This is a genomic window from Brevibacillus parabrevis, assembly GCF_003710905.1.
Classification (GTDB): Bacteria; Bacillota; Bacilli; order Brevibacillales; family Brevibacillaceae; genus Brevibacillus; species Brevibacillus parabrevis.
Genome location: NZ_RHHV01000019.1, coordinates 151,896 through 166,509 on the forward strand (window position 1 = coordinate 151,896; position 14,614 = coordinate 166,509).

Genomic DNA, 14,614 nt, shown 5'->3' on the forward strand with positions numbered 1-14,614 from the left:
CTTTGTTATCGACTATATTATCTCCTGTCCTGGCGAAAATGTCAAGAGTCGCCTGCGTTTTGGCACAGGCGACTCTTTTTATGGCTGAAGCGCTTTGCCGATTCTTGCTTGCAGCACTTCAAGCAGCTGCATCCATTCCCGTCCTTGCTCGGATTCTTCGTTGCCAGCATACTGATGCTCGCTTGGATAGAGCGAGTAGAAAACGCCCTCTTTGTTCTCCCCGATTTTCGTCAGGAAAGGATGCTCTTGATAATAAGGCAGCTTCGCCTGCTCCTTCGTCAAGCGGACAACCGTCGCCAACGGAACGTCTTTTTTGGCTGCTGTGTCCTTGTAGTAAAACTGCACGCTAGACGGGTTGCCTTCTTCGTTCGGCAATGTCGCTTCCACGATTTTCAGCTTGCTCATCACTTTTTCCGGCAACAAAATCCGGTAGCCGAGCTTGCTGTCGTAAGCCTTCATCGCTTCGAAAGTCTTCTCGATGTTTTGATCGTTCAACGACTCAGGCGTATTCCAGATGCCTACCGATTTGTCCGATGCAGGTGCAACACTCTCGACAAACCATTGGTCACCCTGCTGGCTCACGACGAGAATCGCCCGATCCGTGCCGAATTTGCCTGTGGAAGTCACCAGGTCAAAATCGATCTGGTATTTCAGCTTTTGATTTTGCCCGCTGCCAACAGAATCATCCGTTATGCTTGCGACCGTAAAGCCTTCCACCCACGGACTGGATGCGCCTGTCACCCAATGGGCGTTCTCCAGAGGAGCTTTCAGCCCAGAACGCGCCTGCTCTGTCAAGAGCGCGTATTGCAGCGCACCGTTTCTCAGTTTGACAGCCTTTGCCCAAGTCTGGGCCGTATCGTATGCAGAAGTAGGAATAATCCCGCTCTCCAGCATTTTCAATTGCTCGCTCACTGAACTTTGAACAACTGCCGGTTTTTCCACTGCTGCGGCGCTGGATGGCTGCTGCACAATCGTCACGACGGAATAAGCCGTAACCCCGATTGCCAGTGCCGAACCTAACACGATGATTTTTTTCAACATTTCTGAACGCCTCCCAGTTGATCCCATGCCTGTATCGTACAGGCGAAAAATTGACTTGCACCTATTAGGACGCAACAACTGCCGTTTTGTAACGCAATTGCCTGGAAAATATTTGTGTTCACTAAAAATGAAAAAGCCAAGACCCGTCAGCTAACGGGAATCGGCTTTTCTCTTCGCTGTATGGTTACGCGTTGACCTGTTTGATAAACTCTTTCATCAAAGCAGGCAGATCGTTCCAGGCGTGCCCGGAAATCAAGTTGCGATCTACGTGGAGGCGCGTCTCGATGTACTTCGCTCCAGCCGCTTCAACCTCTGGACGGCAGGCAAAATATGCGGTCATCTCGCGTCCTTTGATTTCGTCTGCAATTACCGTAAGTGCCACACTCGCATGACACAAAATCATAATTGGTTTATCATGTTGGAAGAAATGACGGGCGATCCGGGCAAAATCTTTGTGCAGCCGGATATGCTCAGGGGCGCGTCCGCCGGGAATAATCAGGGCAGCGTACTCCTGCGGATCAATCTCTTCGAACGACGCATGTGCTTCGATCTGGTAGCCGCGTTTTTCCGTGAAAGTTTGCCAGTCTTCAAAATCGTGCACAACGGTATGAAGCACCTTCTTATCAGTTGGCGAGGCAATCGTCACTTCCAAGCCTTCCTCCAGGCAGCGATAATACGGATAGTAGGCTTCCAGCGCTTCCACTGCGTCGCCTGTCAGAATCAATACTTTTTTAGCCATGGCGGCTTCCACTCCTTTATTTATAAGCAATGAGGTTGTTGCGTATCAACAAGGCTTATTATACAGGCGTGCGCCAGCCAACATAAGAATGCACTTTTTTGTGCGGTAGTTACCAAAAGGATACTTATGGACAATGCTGTAGCAAAGGGAGAAAAACCATGCTTGATCTGAGAAAAGAAACGATGGAAAAAATCCGCAACGGCGATTTCACTTGCTCCAAGGAACTGACGCTGTCCATGTTCAGCGGGAAGTGGAAAGTCGTCATTTTATGGCACTTGGGCGTAGAAGGCCCGCATCGCTTCAGCGAGCTGCAACGCCTGTTTCCGAAAATTACGCATAAAATGCTGACGAGCCAGCTCAAGGAGCTGATCGAGGACGGGATCGTCCATCGCGAGGTTTATCCGGAAGTTCCGCCACGAGTGGAGTATTCCATGACCGAGCTGGGAATGACGCTGTTGCCGATCATCGAGCTAATGTACGAGTGGGGCGAAAAACGGATGGAGCAGCTGAAACTGGAATTGGGCGAGCAAACCACTCCTGCCTGCGAATGCCCGGTATCGCCCCAAAATAAAGAAGGATAGCACCCGACTGAGGCGCTATCCTTTTTGTTTACGGATTGACACTGTTTTTTGGCGGGGAAGCCAAATCTCGCAAAATGGCGACCTCTACCCGTCTGTTTTTTGCCCGGCCTTCCGCCGTCGTGTTCGGAGCTACCGGATGGTATTCGCCCATGCCAGTCGCGCTGAATTTCGTCGGGTTCAGGTTTTGGTTTTCCAGAAGCACCTTCAAAAAGTTGACGGAACGCTTGGCAGAAAGATCCCAGTTGGACGGGAACTCCGCACGATGAATCGGCACGTTGTCCGTATGTCCGGTCACGGTTACTTTTTTCGGGTGAGGAACGAGCATCGCTGCCATTTCGGTAGCAAGCGTTCTCGCTTCCGGCTTCAGGACAGCGCTTCCCGAATCAAACAAGGCGTTGTCCAGGATCGTGATGAGAAGTCCTTCCTCGGTCAGCTTCGTCTGGAGCTTGTCCTGGAGTTTGTTTTGCTGAATGTAGCCTTCCAGCTGCGTTTGCAGCTTTTTCAAGTCCTCTGTTTCTTTGCGGACTGCTTCTTCCAGCTTTTTCTCTTCTTCCGTCTTCTGCTTTTCCGCTTCCTGTGCGCCTTTATGTACGGTTTGCTGCATCATGTTCGGGTCGAGTGGAATCGGGCTAGGCTGATCCAAAACGCCCACGCCGCCGTTCAACGCAACGTTAAAGGAGCGAACCATCTGGTCGAACTTCTTGGCATCCATTTCGCTGGAGGCAAACAATACGATAAACAAAGCGAGCAGGAGGGTGAGCAAGTCCGCGTACGGAATCAGCCAAGACTCGTCCATATGCTCTTCGTGCTGAGCATGTCTCTTTGGTCGCTTAGCCATTTACCGCAGCTCCTTCCTCCCTCTTCTCTTCCTTCATTTCTTCTTTCATCTCGCTGCGCTCGTTGTACGGGATGTACACCAGAAGCTTCTGCTCGATGGCAGCCGGAGAAACACCTGCCTGAATGGACAGAAGTCCTTCCACCATGATTTTCTTGATTTCGATTTCTTGCTTGGATTTTCTTTTCAGCTTGGTGGCGAATGGGTGCCACAGCACGTAACCGGTAAAAATACCGAGCAGAGTCGCTACGAACGCAGCCGCGATCGATATACCGAGGGCGTCGATATCGCTCAGGTTACCCAGTGCCGCAATCAGACCAACTACCGCTCCCAATACCCCGAGGGTCGGAGCGTAGCTGCCCGCCTGGCTGAAGACGAGGGCGCCAGCCTGGTGGCGTTCTTCAATCGCGTGAATTTCCTCGTTGAGAACATCGCGGACGAAATCCGGCTCGCCACCGTCGATGATCATCTTCATGCCATTGCGCAGGAACGGGTCTTCGATCTCATCAGACGTGTTTTCCAGAGCAAGCAAGCCTTCACGACGGGCGATAGATGCCCAGTTCATGAATTGACCGATCAGTTCCCTTTTGGCAGGGAGTTTTTGCTCGCTAAAAATCACCTTGAAAAGGGCAGGAATCCTTTTGATTTCCGACATGGGAAATGCATTGAAAAGGGCGGCAATCGTACCTACGATGATAATCATGAACGCTGCTGGATTCAGCAGGGCCGAGGGACTCGCGTGCTTCAAGATCATCCCGACCACTACTGCGACAATACCTAGGACTATACCTATCAAGGTAGACTTTTCCATCGTGACACTCCCTATTACCATAATCGAAATTTATCTATATTATGGTTTCGGTATTTTTCGCCACTTTTGTGAGGGGTAGTTACATAAAATCCGCATCTTTTCGCAAGAAACTAATAGAGAGGACAAAATGATCGTAGATGTGGGCTTTGACCCGTTTAACCGAAGTGCTGCACCAGGCCGATCATGACCAGCAATCCTACGATAAACGAAAAAGTCGCGGAACGGGCATGGCCGTCTCCGTGGCTTTCCGGAATCAGCTCCTTGTACACGATAAACAGCATGGCGCCAGCGGCAAAAGCCAGCCCGTACGGCACCAGCCCTTTGACCACCGCCGTGAGATAATGGCCGCAAATCGCGGAAACGATTTCGACGGCTCCGGTCATCGTCGCAAGCAAAAAAGCTTTGAACCGGCTCACTTTTTGATTGATGAGAAACAGCGCCACCAAAAAGCCTTCGGGCGCGTTTTGCAGGCCAATCGCAAACGCGATCAAGCCGCCAAGCTCCGACTGCTCGCTGGAATAACTAACCCCGACGGACAGTCCCTCGGGTATATTGTGCAAAGTAATCGCCATCAAAATCAGCAGCGCCTGGGAGTCCATCGAAATGTTGACCCTCGTATGCTCCAGATCAATATGCGGGATTACGCTTTCCAGGACAGTAAGAAAAAGCGTCCCGGTAAGCACGCCCAGACAGACGATAATGAACGGGGCGTTGGACATCGCCTGGGGAATCAGGCTGAACGTCGCTGCCGCCACCATGATGCCAGCGGTAAAGGCCAGGAGAATATCCCGCCAACGGTGTGTGACCGTACGGAAAAAGAGAATCGGCAAAGCCCCGACTCCCGTTGCCATCGCGGACAGAAAGCTCCCCATTAAAAGCTGCTCCATGCAAGGTTCCTCCACGAGTCGTTTGTTTGTCATCTGTTCTTGTCCACGTTTCGAAGGGGCGTGAGTATCCCTTTTGTTAGCTTATAATAAAATCAGGGGAAACATGTTAAAAATTTCACTTTGTCGCTGCAAAAAAACGCCAGGAGCACTGGCGTTTTTCTCAAAAAAGAACCTTATGTTTCCGAGCGGTACGTTTTGCCCAGCTCGTCTCCCAGCCCGAAGTAGTGACGGAAATTGTAGATCAACGGATTCCACGCCGCAGGATCGATATGATTCGTACCGAGCACAATTCGTCTGTCCGCATGCACGCGCTTGACCTCTGTTTCCACGATGGCAAAAAAGTCGGCGTAGTCGGGAATGCGGATGTTTTTCACGACTGCTTCCAGCTGGAGCGGGCAATTGCCGACCCGCTTTGGCCGCACAAGCTCCGACTCCAGAGCGAACAGGTCGGCAGCCTGGAACTTGTCCGCTTCGTGGCGAAAGCCCAGCTCCTGTTTGTACGCTGGCACCGGATTGCGGCCCGTCAGCGGGGCTAACGCTTCTACTTGCCGCCACATGGACGCTTCCGGCAAATTGATCACGCACTCTTTCGTGCGGCGCAAATTTTCCAGTCCTTGCGACCCGTATCCAAGCCCGAGAATCACATGATAGCCGAGCGCCCACGAGGAGGAGATGGGACTGATATTCGTCGTCCCGTCCTCGTTTTCGGTAGTTAACAAAACAACAGGTGTACCGTAGTACAAAATTTTTGGCTGGATCGCAACATGGCTCGTCATCGACGAAACCTCCTTCATACGAAAATAAACGCTTTATGCATTCATTTTAGTAGAAGAACATTTCGATGGTTCTCGAAGTATGCTTGCAAGTCTCTTATACTTTGAATCGGCTGATCATATGTTGCAACTCTTCTGCCATGTTCGAGAGCGCAGTCGCGGAAGACGTAATTTCCTCCATCGCGGCGAGCTGCTCTTCTGTAGCCGCCGAGACGTTTTGCGTACCGTCTGCCGCAATCTCGGACACTTCGCTGACCAGCTCGATTGCCTTGATGACTTGTTCGGAGTGCGCGGATACTTCCTGCGCTGCTGCGGACACATCCTGCATCTGATCCGCTACAGACGTGATCGACATCTGGATTTGCCCGAAAGTCTCGCCTGCGTGGTGCACGACGAGAATCCCTTGCTGCACTTCCTTCGTTCCTGATTCCATCGATTCTACTGCCAGCTTTGTATCTGTCTGGATCGTTTTGATCAGTTGCGCGATCTGCTGCGCCGATTGGGACGACTGCTCTGCCAGCTTCCGCACTTCATCGGCAACGACCGCAAAGCCGCGCCCATGCTCTCCTGCCCTGGCAGCCTCGATAGCGGCATTGAGCGCAAGCAAGTTGGTTTGCTCCGCGATGCCTGTAATCACTTCGATAATTTGACCGATGGCTTGCGAATGGCTGCCCAGTCCATCGACTACACCTGCCAATTCGCGAATCGAATCGTGAATGGCGTTCATTTGCAAGACGGCGGCCTGAATGGACTGATTTCCTTCTCCCGCCATTGTCGCAACCTGAATAACCATGTTGGATGCCTGTTGGGCGTTCCCCGCGATATGACGAATGCCCCGGGACATATCGTCGATCGCCCGCGCTCCCTGCTCCACGCTTTTCACCTGGCGATCCGTACCGGCAGCGACTTCCTGCACCGTCACTGCAATCTGCTCTGTCGCCCGGCTTGTTTGCTCAGAGCTTGCCGTCAGCTCCTCCGCCGATGCGGCTACCTGCTCCGATGTGACGCTAACCTGACGGATTACGCCTTTGAGGCTGTCGGTCATCTCGTTGAAGGAATTGGCCAGATCGAGGATTTCGTCGCGGCTTTTGACAACCATTGGCTTCACCAGCAGATTTCCTCCTGCTACTTCCTTCATTTCCGCAACCAGACGCAAAATCGGGCCACGAATGCTTCGCGTCAGCCAGAGGGCGAGAAGCAGACACCCTGCGACCGAGATGGCAAGCGTAATGAGATTATCCCGTTTGAGCGCCTCGTACAGTTCGGCGCTTTCTCTTCCCGCGCGCTCCGTCCCCATTCTGTTGAACTCGATCATCGCATCGATGTACTTCTTGCGCTCGCCGAACAGCTCGCTCGCCTTTTTGCGCACATTGCCCAGCTCGGCCAGCTCCTCCGGCGTCGCCCCGCGCTTGACGTCCATCTTCTTTCCGATCTCCACGTATTCCTTGTTGAAAATCTCGTACTTCTTCATGGTTTCTTTCAAACCATCGAAATTTTTCCGGTCTTCCTCGTTGTAAATCGTTTTTTCGTAACTGGTCAAAAGCCCGTCGATGTATACGAAGTGTTCATCAATTTGCCCAGCGTATTTGTTTTTTTCTGCAATCGTCTCCGCGTTGAGAATCGTCTGATCCAAGCCGTAGATCGTTTCCAGCGTGGAATTGATTTTCAAAATCTCTTCCATGCCCGGCTGCCAGACCGCTTTCATCTCTTCCACTTTGCTGTTCATTTGGCTCGTCTTGTATGTACTCATCGCTCCCATGTATGCGATTACAATGAGAATTAGTGCAAACGCGCTGCCGAGCTTTTTTCCGATCGTCCATCTCATAAAAACACCACTTTTCTTGACGTTGTATGATCTCGTTATGACCCTATTCCCGTTTGAATTTCGGGGTAAACATGTCCGTTCAAATTGTACCCGCTCTGACACAAAAACGGAACGCGAAATTTGGAAAAGAATATTGTCTGAATCGTCTTTTTATTGCCGCTATGAAAACACAAGCTCTATATTATAATGGATGAAAAGCAAAAGCTCGTCGGTCAGATTCACAGAGGAGGAGAACTTTATGCAAACATACGAGGTGATTATCGTCGGAGCTGGCTCAATGGGAATGGCGGCCGGGTACTATTTGGCCAAACGCGGGGTCAGCACGCTGATGATTGACGCTTTTGACCCGCCGCACACGATGGGCAGCCACCATGGAGATACCCGCATCATTCGCCACGCTTATGGAGAAGGCAAGCAGTATGTCCCTTTCGCCTTGCGGGCACAGGAGCTTTGGAGAGAGCTTGAGGAAGCTTCCGGGATGAAGCTGTTTTCCCAGACAGGTGTGCTTAGTGCTGGCGCGAAAGACTGCGCTTTTTTACAGGAAGTGCGGGAAAGTGCGGAGCGCTACTCCTTGCCGCTCGAAGTGCTCTCTGCCCGGGAAGTCCGGGAACGGTGGGCCGGGATCAACCTGCCTGACGATTTTTACGCCTGTTTGGAACCTGCTTCCGGATATTTGTACTCGGAAAATTGCATTCGCGCCTACCGCGATCTCGCCGTAGCTTCCGGCGCCGAACTGCTTGTCCACACCAAAGTGACCAGCTTGCAGACGGATCAAGAAGACGTGATCGTGCATACAGACTCGCAGAGCTACCGCGGGAAAAAGTTGCTCGTTTCCGCCGGAGCCTGGAACTCACCCTTGCTGCACTCGCTCGGCTTGTCTGTTCCGCTTGTGCCCACGCGCAAAACCGTGGCCTGGTTCGGAGCGGAAGAGAGCTTGTACAGCTCCGATCGCTTTCCTGCCTTTGTTTTTCAGCTCAGTGATTCTATCTACTACGGCTTCCCCAGCATCGATGGCAGCGGCGTCAAAATTGGCCGCCATGACGGCGGACAAGCTATCGACCCTGACACACTGGAGCGGACATTCGGCAGCTTTTTGTCTGATGAAGGGGATGTCCGGGGGTTTCTGGAGACGTACATGCCGCAAGCGGCGGGGGCGCTGCGCCAAGGCAGGGTCTGCATCTACACGATGACGCCGGACGAGCATTTTGTCATCGATCGTCATCCAGAGCATCCAGGCATCGTCTTTGCCGCAGGCTTTTCCGGTCACGGATTCAAATTCGCCAGCGCTGTAGGGGAGGCGACGAGCCAGCTGCTCCTCGACGGAACTTCCACGCTCGATCTGTCCATCTTTTCGCTCAGCCGCTTTTCTTCCTGACGATCAACAAAAAGCCTCTCGCCATGTTAGCGGCCGGAGGCTTTTTCGTTCACCATTCCCAAAAGAGCGAACCGATGCGAGCTGTGATCCGACTGCTCATCTCCATGGCTTGCTGTTCGAAGCGAACCTGCGGGCGCTTGTTGTCATACGGGAACAAATAGGCAAAGCCCGGGCGCGTCGCTTGCGGCACCAAATAAGCCGACCTGGTAGCGCCATACCTGCGCTGTTCATTCAAAAACTCGATCATCGATTCCGCGTCGCGGATTCCCGCACCGTGTCCATAGTACATCCCTCGGCCGAGATCAACGGCGTTTTCTCCCTGCCACTGCGGCTTATCGGGATTGTGGTCGGGATTGGCAAAATACAAAATATCGCCGGGCAAAAAGGTGGTCGTCCTCGTCGTTCGCAAGTCCAAATCCTGGTCATAGCGCCAGTCATAGAGCAGGATGTCTGCAAACATTCGCTCGAAGTCTTCCCGCCGGATCGACTGGAGCACGGCGTGATACAAAATGATGACCATCGCCGTCGCGCACTCTGTCGCGTATTTTCGCCCTTCCTGAAAAATGTTGATAATCCCTTGCGATGGCGGGACGCCCGTCCGCAGACGGAATCCGCCAAGCTCGGTTCGATCCCAGTAGACGGGATTCGCCCGTGAATTTTCAAACGTGGAAAAGGCAATTCCGCTCTCGTACAGCGCGATGGCTGACCGCACCAAATGATCTCTCATCTTCAGCTCGAACTGAAGCAATTCCGGCGACGGGTAGACAAATTCCTCCCCGCTCGCAGCCATCCGCTGCACGACTTCTCTCTGTACCCGGTTCAATCCCCATTCGTCTGCCAAAACGGCAGGGTTGGCCTGTCTGCCGCTGATGATTAACATGGGCAACCTCCTCTACACACACTGTCCTTCGTATGTGTATGCAGTCGCCCATGTCCATGTGTCAGCCTCTTGCCTGCTCCAGCACTCCTGCCGCTTTGGCCGGGACATGCTTGAGCTTGGAAAACAGGTAGCACCCGACGATGACAATGACGCTGCCCAGAAGCTGGAGCAAGCTCATCGTCTCGCCCAGCAACAGAAAAGCGAGGATCGCGGTGAACACCGGATTAAAGTTGAGGAACATGCCTGCCGAGGTCGCCCCGACTTTTTGCACCCCGACATTCCACATGACCATGCTGACGACTGTCGCCAGTACCCCGACGTAAAACAGCGACAGCCAAAAGGTCCAGTCCGTACGCTCGACAGTGAATGTCGTTGCGTTAAAGGGCAGCATCAGCATAACGCCAAATAGCCCCGAATACAGGGTAGACATCATCGGCGAAACGGTTTTCATCGCCCAGCGTCCGCAGACGGAGTAAATCCCCCACATCGCAACGGCAGCGAGCATCCACAAATCGCCTGTGTTGAAATGCAGTTGCGACAAATGGGCAAAGTCGCCTTTGCACAGGACGACGAGCACCCCCGCGAAAGAAATCAGCATGGCGACGATTTGCAACAGACGAATTTTTTCTTTCACCAGCAAAAAAGAAAAAATGGCGATCGAAACCGGATTGAGCGTGGACAAAAGCCCGACGTTGGTCGCATCCGTCCGCTCCAGTGCCCAGAACATGAACAAGTTGAACAGAGCTACACCCGTAACGCCCATCAAAATCAAGGGGATAAGCGACTGACGCGAGGGCAGAATCCGCTTTTCGCGAATCCAGACCACTGGCAGCAAACAGGCTACGGCGATCAGCCAGCGCAAGTTGGTCAAGGTCAAGGATGACGCATGTCCCACCAAAAATTTACCGACGACAAAATTGCCTCCCCAAAGGAAGCTGGTACAAAGTAACAATCCGACGTATAAAGGTCTCATGATTCATGCTGCCTCCTGCCTAGCTGTCTAAACCCGCCCTCTATCATACACCTTTCTCGTCAGATTTGGGGGCATCGATCCATTTTTCCATGAAAATCAGCTCGTCAGCGGTAAAGCCCAGCTGTCTGTAAAAAGCTTGCACACCGCTGTTTTCCGGCTCGATCAACAGGTTGATTTTCTCACAGCCTACGTTCGCCAGCCGCCGTTCCAGCTCTTGCATGAGACGGCTGCCCAGTGCCTGTCCCTGATAAGCCGGATCGACTGCCAGGTGATTGACCCAGCCGCGCCGCCCGTCGTAGCTGCCCATTACCGCCCCCGCGAGCTGTCCTGCCTCGTTGATGGCTACCAGAAACAGCTCCGGGTCGCGCTCCAGCTTGTGCCGCAATCCCTCCAGCGAATCCGAGCGGGACAGCGCCAGCCCTGCCCGCTGCCAAAGCTCGACGACCTCTTCATACTGCTCCAATGAAAATGACTGTAGTTTCATAGCGCGTCACCTTTTGTATTTTTATAAATTTATATTAATATTTATACGATTATACGCGTGAAAAAGGAGCTTGCCAAGAAGCTCCTCATTCTCCATGCCGTTATACCGCAAACCACGACATGATCAAAGGCATCAATGTAAATGCCCACACGACGGTAATCATCGCCCCGGCTATGACGGCCAAAGTAGCGCTGCTGCCTTCCGTGTCGCCGCGTTCGAACGCTTTGACCATCCCCAGCATGTGCGCTCCCATGCCGTACATCAAGCCAATCGAGACGGGATGGCGCAGCTTCATTCTTTTAATGACCCACGGTGCCAGAAACACTCCGGCAAAGCTCGTCAGCATCCCGAACACGGCTGTCATCGTCGGCATGCCGCCAATCGCTTCCGATACACTGAGCGCAATCGGCAACGTAATCGAGCGGGGAATGACGCTGATCGCCGCCGATTGGCCCAATCCGACCAGCATGGCGGTAGACACGCCCGCGAGAATCGCAATCAGCGAGCCAGTCGCCAAGCTCAGCAAGATCATTCTTCTGTGAGCCATCAAAATCGCCCAGTTCCGGTAGAGCGGCACTGCGAAAGCGACTGTCACCACGCCCATCATCTCGCTAATCCAGGAAGTCGCCTGGCTGTACTCGACGTAAGGCACGCCTGCCACGAGCAGAAACACAATCATCGCCGCCGGAGCGAGCACGGCTGGTGAAAACAGCAAGCTCGGCCGCTTTTTGTTCAGCCGCTTCGCTGCGTAAAAGAACAGGATGGTCAGCAGGACGCTACACGTTTTCAACAGGATCAAGCTGCTTCACCTCACCACGTTTGAACAACCGCTCAGCAACAACGCCTGTCGAAACCATCACCAGCGCGCATCCGCTGACGACGACGATCAACACGAGCAATCCTTTTCCTCCGAGCAGCCAAGGATACTGCATCATGCCGACGAGCGAAGGAACGAAAAACAAGATCATTTGCGAAAACAAAAGGGTGGCTCCCGCCTCGACCCACTTCAGACGCACCCAGCCATTATGCAGACAAATGAACAAAAGCAAAAGCCCGATCAAGCTGCCGGGCACAGGAATAGGCAAAAACGAAGCGATTCCTTTTCCCACCCAGGTAAATCCAAACAACAGCAAAACTTGCCCAAAGAGCAAGAACCATTTTTTCATCGAGACCACTCCGGTTCCTTCATGTTGGTACCTTCATTCTAAAGCGTCCCGATTCCATTCGTACAATACATATATATCATGATTTCTATTCCATTTGGTTATGGTGATAAATGCTGCTTCACGAAGTCGATAAAAGCCCGTGTCGCATGGGACAAATAGCTGTCTTTCCGATAGATTAAGGCGTATTGCCAATCAATCACGGGCGACGCGATGTTCACTGTATGCAGCTGGCTATTGTTCAGGCGTCTCACAATCGAACGCGGCAGCAAGGAAATCCCCAGCTGTGTCGCTACCATTTCCCCGACAAAATCCCACAGGGAACTCATATACGCCACTTTCGGTTCAAAGCCGCTCTTCATGCACGCCTGGCGAACCACATCATGAATGGCGTACTCCTCGGTGAACAAAATAAAGTCCTCGTCTTTCAACTGCGCCAAATTTACCTCATCCATCCCCGCCAGCCAATGCTTTTGATGAGCAATCGCGACGACGTCTTCGGACACTAATGGGACAGCGGCAAATTTCTCCGCATCTGTCGGCAAAACGGTCAGTCCGAGATCGACACTTCCCTGCTCCACCTGAACTTCCAGCAGCTTCGCACTGTACTCCTTCATTTCGATATCGATGCCCGGATATTGTTTTTTGAACAGGGCGATGACATTTGGCAGCAAAAAGGAGCCTACCGTCGGCATCATGCCCATTTTTACCCGCCCACGCTCGACATTGCGAATCTCGGCTATGGACGAGGACATTCCTTCCATCAGTTGAAGCACTTTTGTCGCATAGCCGTACACCAGCTCTCCCGCCTCGGTCAGCTCCATTTTCCGCTCCGAGCGATCCAGCAAAACGACGCCAAGCTCCTCCTCCAGCGCCTTCATCATCTTGCTGATAGATGGCTGAGAGACGTGAAGGGCATTGGCTGCTTTTGTAAAATTTCTTTGTTTGGCTACTTCCACAAAGTATTGCAGTTGTCGAATATCCATCCGCTGCCTCCACGCGATCCGTTCGTTCGATCCTTGTTTATGTACAGCTTACCACAGGTGGCGAATCCATGAAAAAAAACCAGGACGCGCTTGGCGCCCTGGCTGCTTTGCCTGCTTTATTTTACAGTGACCTGAACCGTCAGCATCTTGCCGCCGTATGTAGCGACAATCGTCGTGCGGCCTGCTGCAAGAGCTGTAAGCTTGCCTCCTGCCACAGTTACCACGCGCTTGTCTGCGCTCATCCATTCCGCTTCAGCCGTTACATTGGCCTTCGTCTTGTCCGAGTAGATGGCAGCCACTTGCACATCCTTGGATTCGTTGACTTTCAGTTGAAGCTGTTTTGCGCTAAGCTCCAGTCGGGAGATAACCGCAGCCTCGACCGGAATCGCGATGGTCTTCCCGCCGTAAGTAGCGGTAATTTTGGCTTTGCCTGATCCGGTAACAGTGACCACACCGTTTTCGACCGTTGCTACCTTCACGTTGTCAGACGCCCACTTCGCTTTGCTTGTGACGTCTGTCTTTTCTTTGTTGCTCATTACAGCCGTGAGTTTGACCGCCTGCGAGAAGCCAGGGCGTGTATACAGCTTTTTCTGATCGGCTTCCAGCGTGGAAACGATGTCTACCTCTACCGGAATGACCACGTTTTTGCCGCCGTATACTACTTTGATTTTCGTTTTGCCGGAGGAGATAGCCGTCACCAGTCCGTTGGCCACTGTCGCGATCTGTGGATCGGCGCTCGTCCATTCTGCCCCTGTCGTTATATTCGCTGTCGACTTGTCCGAATACGTAGCGGTTGCCGCGATTTGCTTGGCAGCTCCCGATTTTAACACAAGCTTTTTCTGGTCGGCAACGAGCTTCGTGATCACTTCTACTTCTGTCGTCACAGTTACGAATTTGCCGCCGTAGCTGGCTTTTACTTTTGCCGTTCCGCTGCCTGTCGCTCGCAAAAGTCCCGCTTCTACCGCCACGATGCTGCTATTGGACGTGGACCACTCCGCTTTGTGCGTCACATCTTCCGTCGTCTTGTCCGCATACTGCGCGATCACGCTCAACTGCTGTATACCGTCTTTTTTCAACCGGACCGTCTTGTCCTTGATCGTCAGCTTCGACAGTTTCTTGGTCTGATTGGCTGTTGTCTCTGCTTTTGCCATCTCAGTTACAGGACTGATGCCGGAAAGAATCGTTCCGACTGTCAGGGCAAACGTCAGCAAAACCTTTTGCCAGCCGCGCATGTACGTGCTTTTCTTCGCCACGGTTTTCT

Annotated in this window: 16 protein-coding genes; 2 read left to right on the forward strand and 14 right to left on the reverse strand. The window is 52.6% G+C overall.

All coding sequences use genetic code 11. The features are described 5' to 3' along the window. Positions 1 to 78: 78 nt before the first annotated feature. The gene (locus EDM60_RS24385) at positions 79 to 1,041 is read right to left on the reverse strand and encodes a hypothetical protein (protein WP_122966253.1); all 963 of its coding nucleotides are present in this window, start codon (positions 1,039 to 1,041) and stop codon (positions 79 to 81) included. A 184-nt stretch (positions 1,042 to 1,225) separates the two neighbouring features. After that, entirely contained in the window at positions 1,226 to 1,780 is a 555-nt protein-coding gene (locus EDM60_RS24390; protein ID WP_122966254.1) for a DJ-1/PfpI family protein, read from the reverse strand. A gap of 158 nt (positions 1,781 to 1,938) precedes the next feature. Here EDM60_RS24390 and EDM60_RS24395 point away from each other — a divergent pair, with 158 nt between their 5' ends. After that, positions 1,939 to 2,361 carry a winged helix-turn-helix transcriptional regulator gene (locus EDM60_RS24395; protein WP_122966255.1) on the forward strand — a complete coding sequence of 141 codons (423 nt, stop codon included), beginning with the start codon at positions 1,939 to 1,941 and terminating at the stop codon, positions 2,359 to 2,361. 28 nt (positions 2,362 to 2,389) lie between these two features. On the opposite strand, the gene motB is transcribed toward EDM60_RS24395, so the two are convergent. The 5 genes from motB to EDM60_RS24420 form a co-directional block, all read right to left on the reverse strand. Then, positions 2,390 to 3,199 (reverse strand): flagellar motor protein MotB, encoded by an 810-nt coding sequence (gene motB, locus EDM60_RS24400; protein ID WP_063230540.1) that lies wholly within the window; start codon positions 3,197 to 3,199, stop codon positions 2,390 to 2,392. After that, the gene (gene motA, locus EDM60_RS24405) at positions 3,192 to 4,007 is read right to left on the reverse strand and encodes a flagellar motor stator protein MotA (RefSeq protein WP_122966256.1); all 816 of its coding nucleotides are present in this window, start codon (positions 4,005 to 4,007) and stop codon (positions 3,192 to 3,194) included. The genes motB and motA overlap by 8 nt, the downstream gene beginning before the upstream one ends. A 155-nt stretch (positions 4,008 to 4,162) precedes the next feature. After that, complete coding sequence (locus EDM60_RS24410) at positions 4,163 to 4,894, reverse strand: ZIP family metal transporter (RefSeq protein ID WP_063230543.1); 732 nt, start codon at positions 4,892 to 4,894, stop codon at positions 4,163 to 4,165. Positions 4,895 to 5,067: 173 nt separating this feature from the next. Next, positions 5,068 to 5,670, reverse strand: a complete 603-nt coding sequence (locus EDM60_RS24415; protein ID WP_122966257.1) for a flavin reductase family protein — start codon at positions 5,668 to 5,670, stop codon at positions 5,068 to 5,070. Positions 5,671 to 5,764: 94 nt separating this feature from the next. Further along, positions 5,765 to 7,492, reverse strand: coding sequence for a methyl-accepting chemotaxis protein (locus tag EDM60_RS24420; protein WP_122966258.1), 1,728 nt, complete (start codon positions 7,490 to 7,492; stop codon positions 5,765 to 5,767). A 238-nt stretch (positions 7,493 to 7,730) separates the two neighbouring features. Here EDM60_RS24420 and solA point away from each other — a divergent pair, with 238 nt between their 5' ends. Next, entirely contained in the window at positions 7,731 to 8,867 is a 1,137-nt protein-coding gene (solA, locus tag EDM60_RS24425; RefSeq protein ID WP_122966259.1) for an N-methyl-L-tryptophan oxidase, read from the forward strand. A 49-nt stretch (positions 8,868 to 8,916) separates the two neighbouring features. Here solA and EDM60_RS24430 read toward each other — a convergent pair whose 3' ends face one another. The 7 genes from EDM60_RS24430 to EDM60_RS24460 all read right to left on the reverse strand — a co-directional run bounded on the left by EDM60_RS24430 (position 8,917) and on the right by EDM60_RS24460 (position 14,606). Continuing rightward, positions 8,917 to 9,747, reverse strand: coding sequence for a protein-glutamine gamma-glutamyltransferase (locus EDM60_RS24430; protein WP_122966260.1), 831 nt, complete (start codon positions 9,745 to 9,747; stop codon positions 8,917 to 8,919). Positions 9,748 to 9,808: 61 nt separating this feature from the next. Then, entirely contained in the window at positions 9,809 to 10,720 is a 912-nt protein-coding gene (locus tag EDM60_RS24435) for a DMT family transporter (RefSeq protein ID WP_122966261.1), read from the reverse strand. Positions 10,721 to 10,763: 43 nt separating this feature from the next. After that, positions 10,764 to 11,204 carry a GNAT family acetyltransferase gene (locus EDM60_RS24440; protein WP_122966262.1) on the reverse strand — a complete coding sequence of 147 codons (441 nt, stop codon included), beginning with the start codon at positions 11,202 to 11,204 and terminating at the stop codon, positions 10,764 to 10,766. A gap of 100 nt (positions 11,205 to 11,304) precedes the next feature. Beyond that, positions 11,305 to 12,003 carry an LrgB family protein gene (locus EDM60_RS24445; protein WP_122966263.1) on the reverse strand — a complete coding sequence of 233 codons (699 nt, stop codon included), beginning with the start codon at positions 12,001 to 12,003 and terminating at the stop codon, positions 11,305 to 11,307. Further along, positions 11,981 to 12,370, reverse strand: coding sequence for a CidA/LrgA family protein (locus tag EDM60_RS24450; protein ID WP_122966264.1), 390 nt, complete (start codon positions 12,368 to 12,370; stop codon positions 11,981 to 11,983). Before EDM60_RS24450 ends, EDM60_RS24445 begins: the two co-directional genes overlap by 23 nt. A gap of 98 nt (positions 12,371 to 12,468) precedes the next feature. Continuing rightward, positions 12,469 to 13,353, reverse strand: coding sequence for a LysR family transcriptional regulator (locus tag EDM60_RS24455; RefSeq protein WP_122966265.1), 885 nt, complete (start codon positions 13,351 to 13,353; stop codon positions 12,469 to 12,471). A 116-nt stretch (positions 13,354 to 13,469) separates the two neighbouring features. Then, positions 13,470 to 14,606 (reverse strand): Ig-like domain-containing protein, encoded by a 1,137-nt coding sequence (locus tag EDM60_RS24460; RefSeq protein WP_233454079.1) that lies wholly within the window; start codon positions 14,604 to 14,606, stop codon positions 13,470 to 13,472. Positions 14,607 to 14,614 lie beyond the last annotated feature (8 nt).

Bases quoted from the DNA above. Each gene is read 5' to 3' on its own strand.
- EDM60_RS24430 (WP_122966260.1), bottom strand. From the start codon at position 9,747: ATGTTAATCATCAGCGGCAGACAGGCCAACCCTGCCGTTTTGGCAGAC.
- EDM60_RS24420 (WP_122966258.1), bottom strand. From the start codon at position 7,492: ATGAGATGGACGATCGGAAAAAAGCTCGGCAGCGCGTTTGCACTAATT.
- EDM60_RS24440 (WP_122966262.1), bottom strand. From the start codon at position 11,204: ATGAAACTACAGTCATTTTCATTGGAGCAGTATGAAGAGGTCGTCGAG.
- EDM60_RS24390 (WP_122966254.1), bottom strand. From the start codon at position 1,780: ATGGCTAAAAAAGTATTGATTCTGACAGGCGACGCAGTGGAAGCGCTG.
- EDM60_RS24455 (WP_122966265.1), bottom strand. From the start codon at position 13,353: ATGGATATTCGACAACTGCAATACTTTGTGGAAGTAGCCAAACAAAGA.
- EDM60_RS24435 (WP_122966261.1), bottom strand. From the start codon at position 10,720: ATGAGACCTTTATACGTCGGATTGTTACTTTGTACCAGCTTCCTTTGG.
- motA (WP_122966256.1), bottom strand. From the start codon at position 4,007: ATGGAAAAGTCTACCTTGATAGGTATAGTCCTAGGTATTGTCGCAGTA.
- EDM60_RS24395 (WP_122966255.1), top strand. From the start codon at position 1,939: ATGCTTGATCTGAGAAAAGAAACGATGGAAAAAATCCGCAACGGCGAT.
- EDM60_RS24385 (WP_122966253.1), bottom strand. From the start codon at position 1,041: ATGTTGAAAAAAATCATCGTGTTAGGTTCGGCACTGGCAATCGGGGTT.
- motB (WP_063230540.1), bottom strand. From the start codon at position 3,199: ATGGCTAAGCGACCAAAGAGACATGCTCAGCACGAAGAGCATATGGAC.
- EDM60_RS24410 (WP_063230543.1), bottom strand. From the start codon at position 4,894: ATGGAGCAGCTTTTAATGGGGAGCTTTCTGTCCGCGATGGCAACGGGA.
- solA (WP_122966259.1), top strand. From the start codon at position 7,731: ATGCAAACATACGAGGTGATTATCGTCGGAGCTGGCTCAATGGGAATG.
- EDM60_RS24415 (WP_122966257.1), bottom strand. From the start codon at position 5,670: ATGACGAGCCATGTTGCGATCCAGCCAAAAATTTTGTACTACGGTACA.
- EDM60_RS24450 (WP_122966264.1), bottom strand. From the start codon at position 12,370: ATGAAAAAATGGTTCTTGCTCTTTGGGCAAGTTTTGCTGTTGTTTGGA.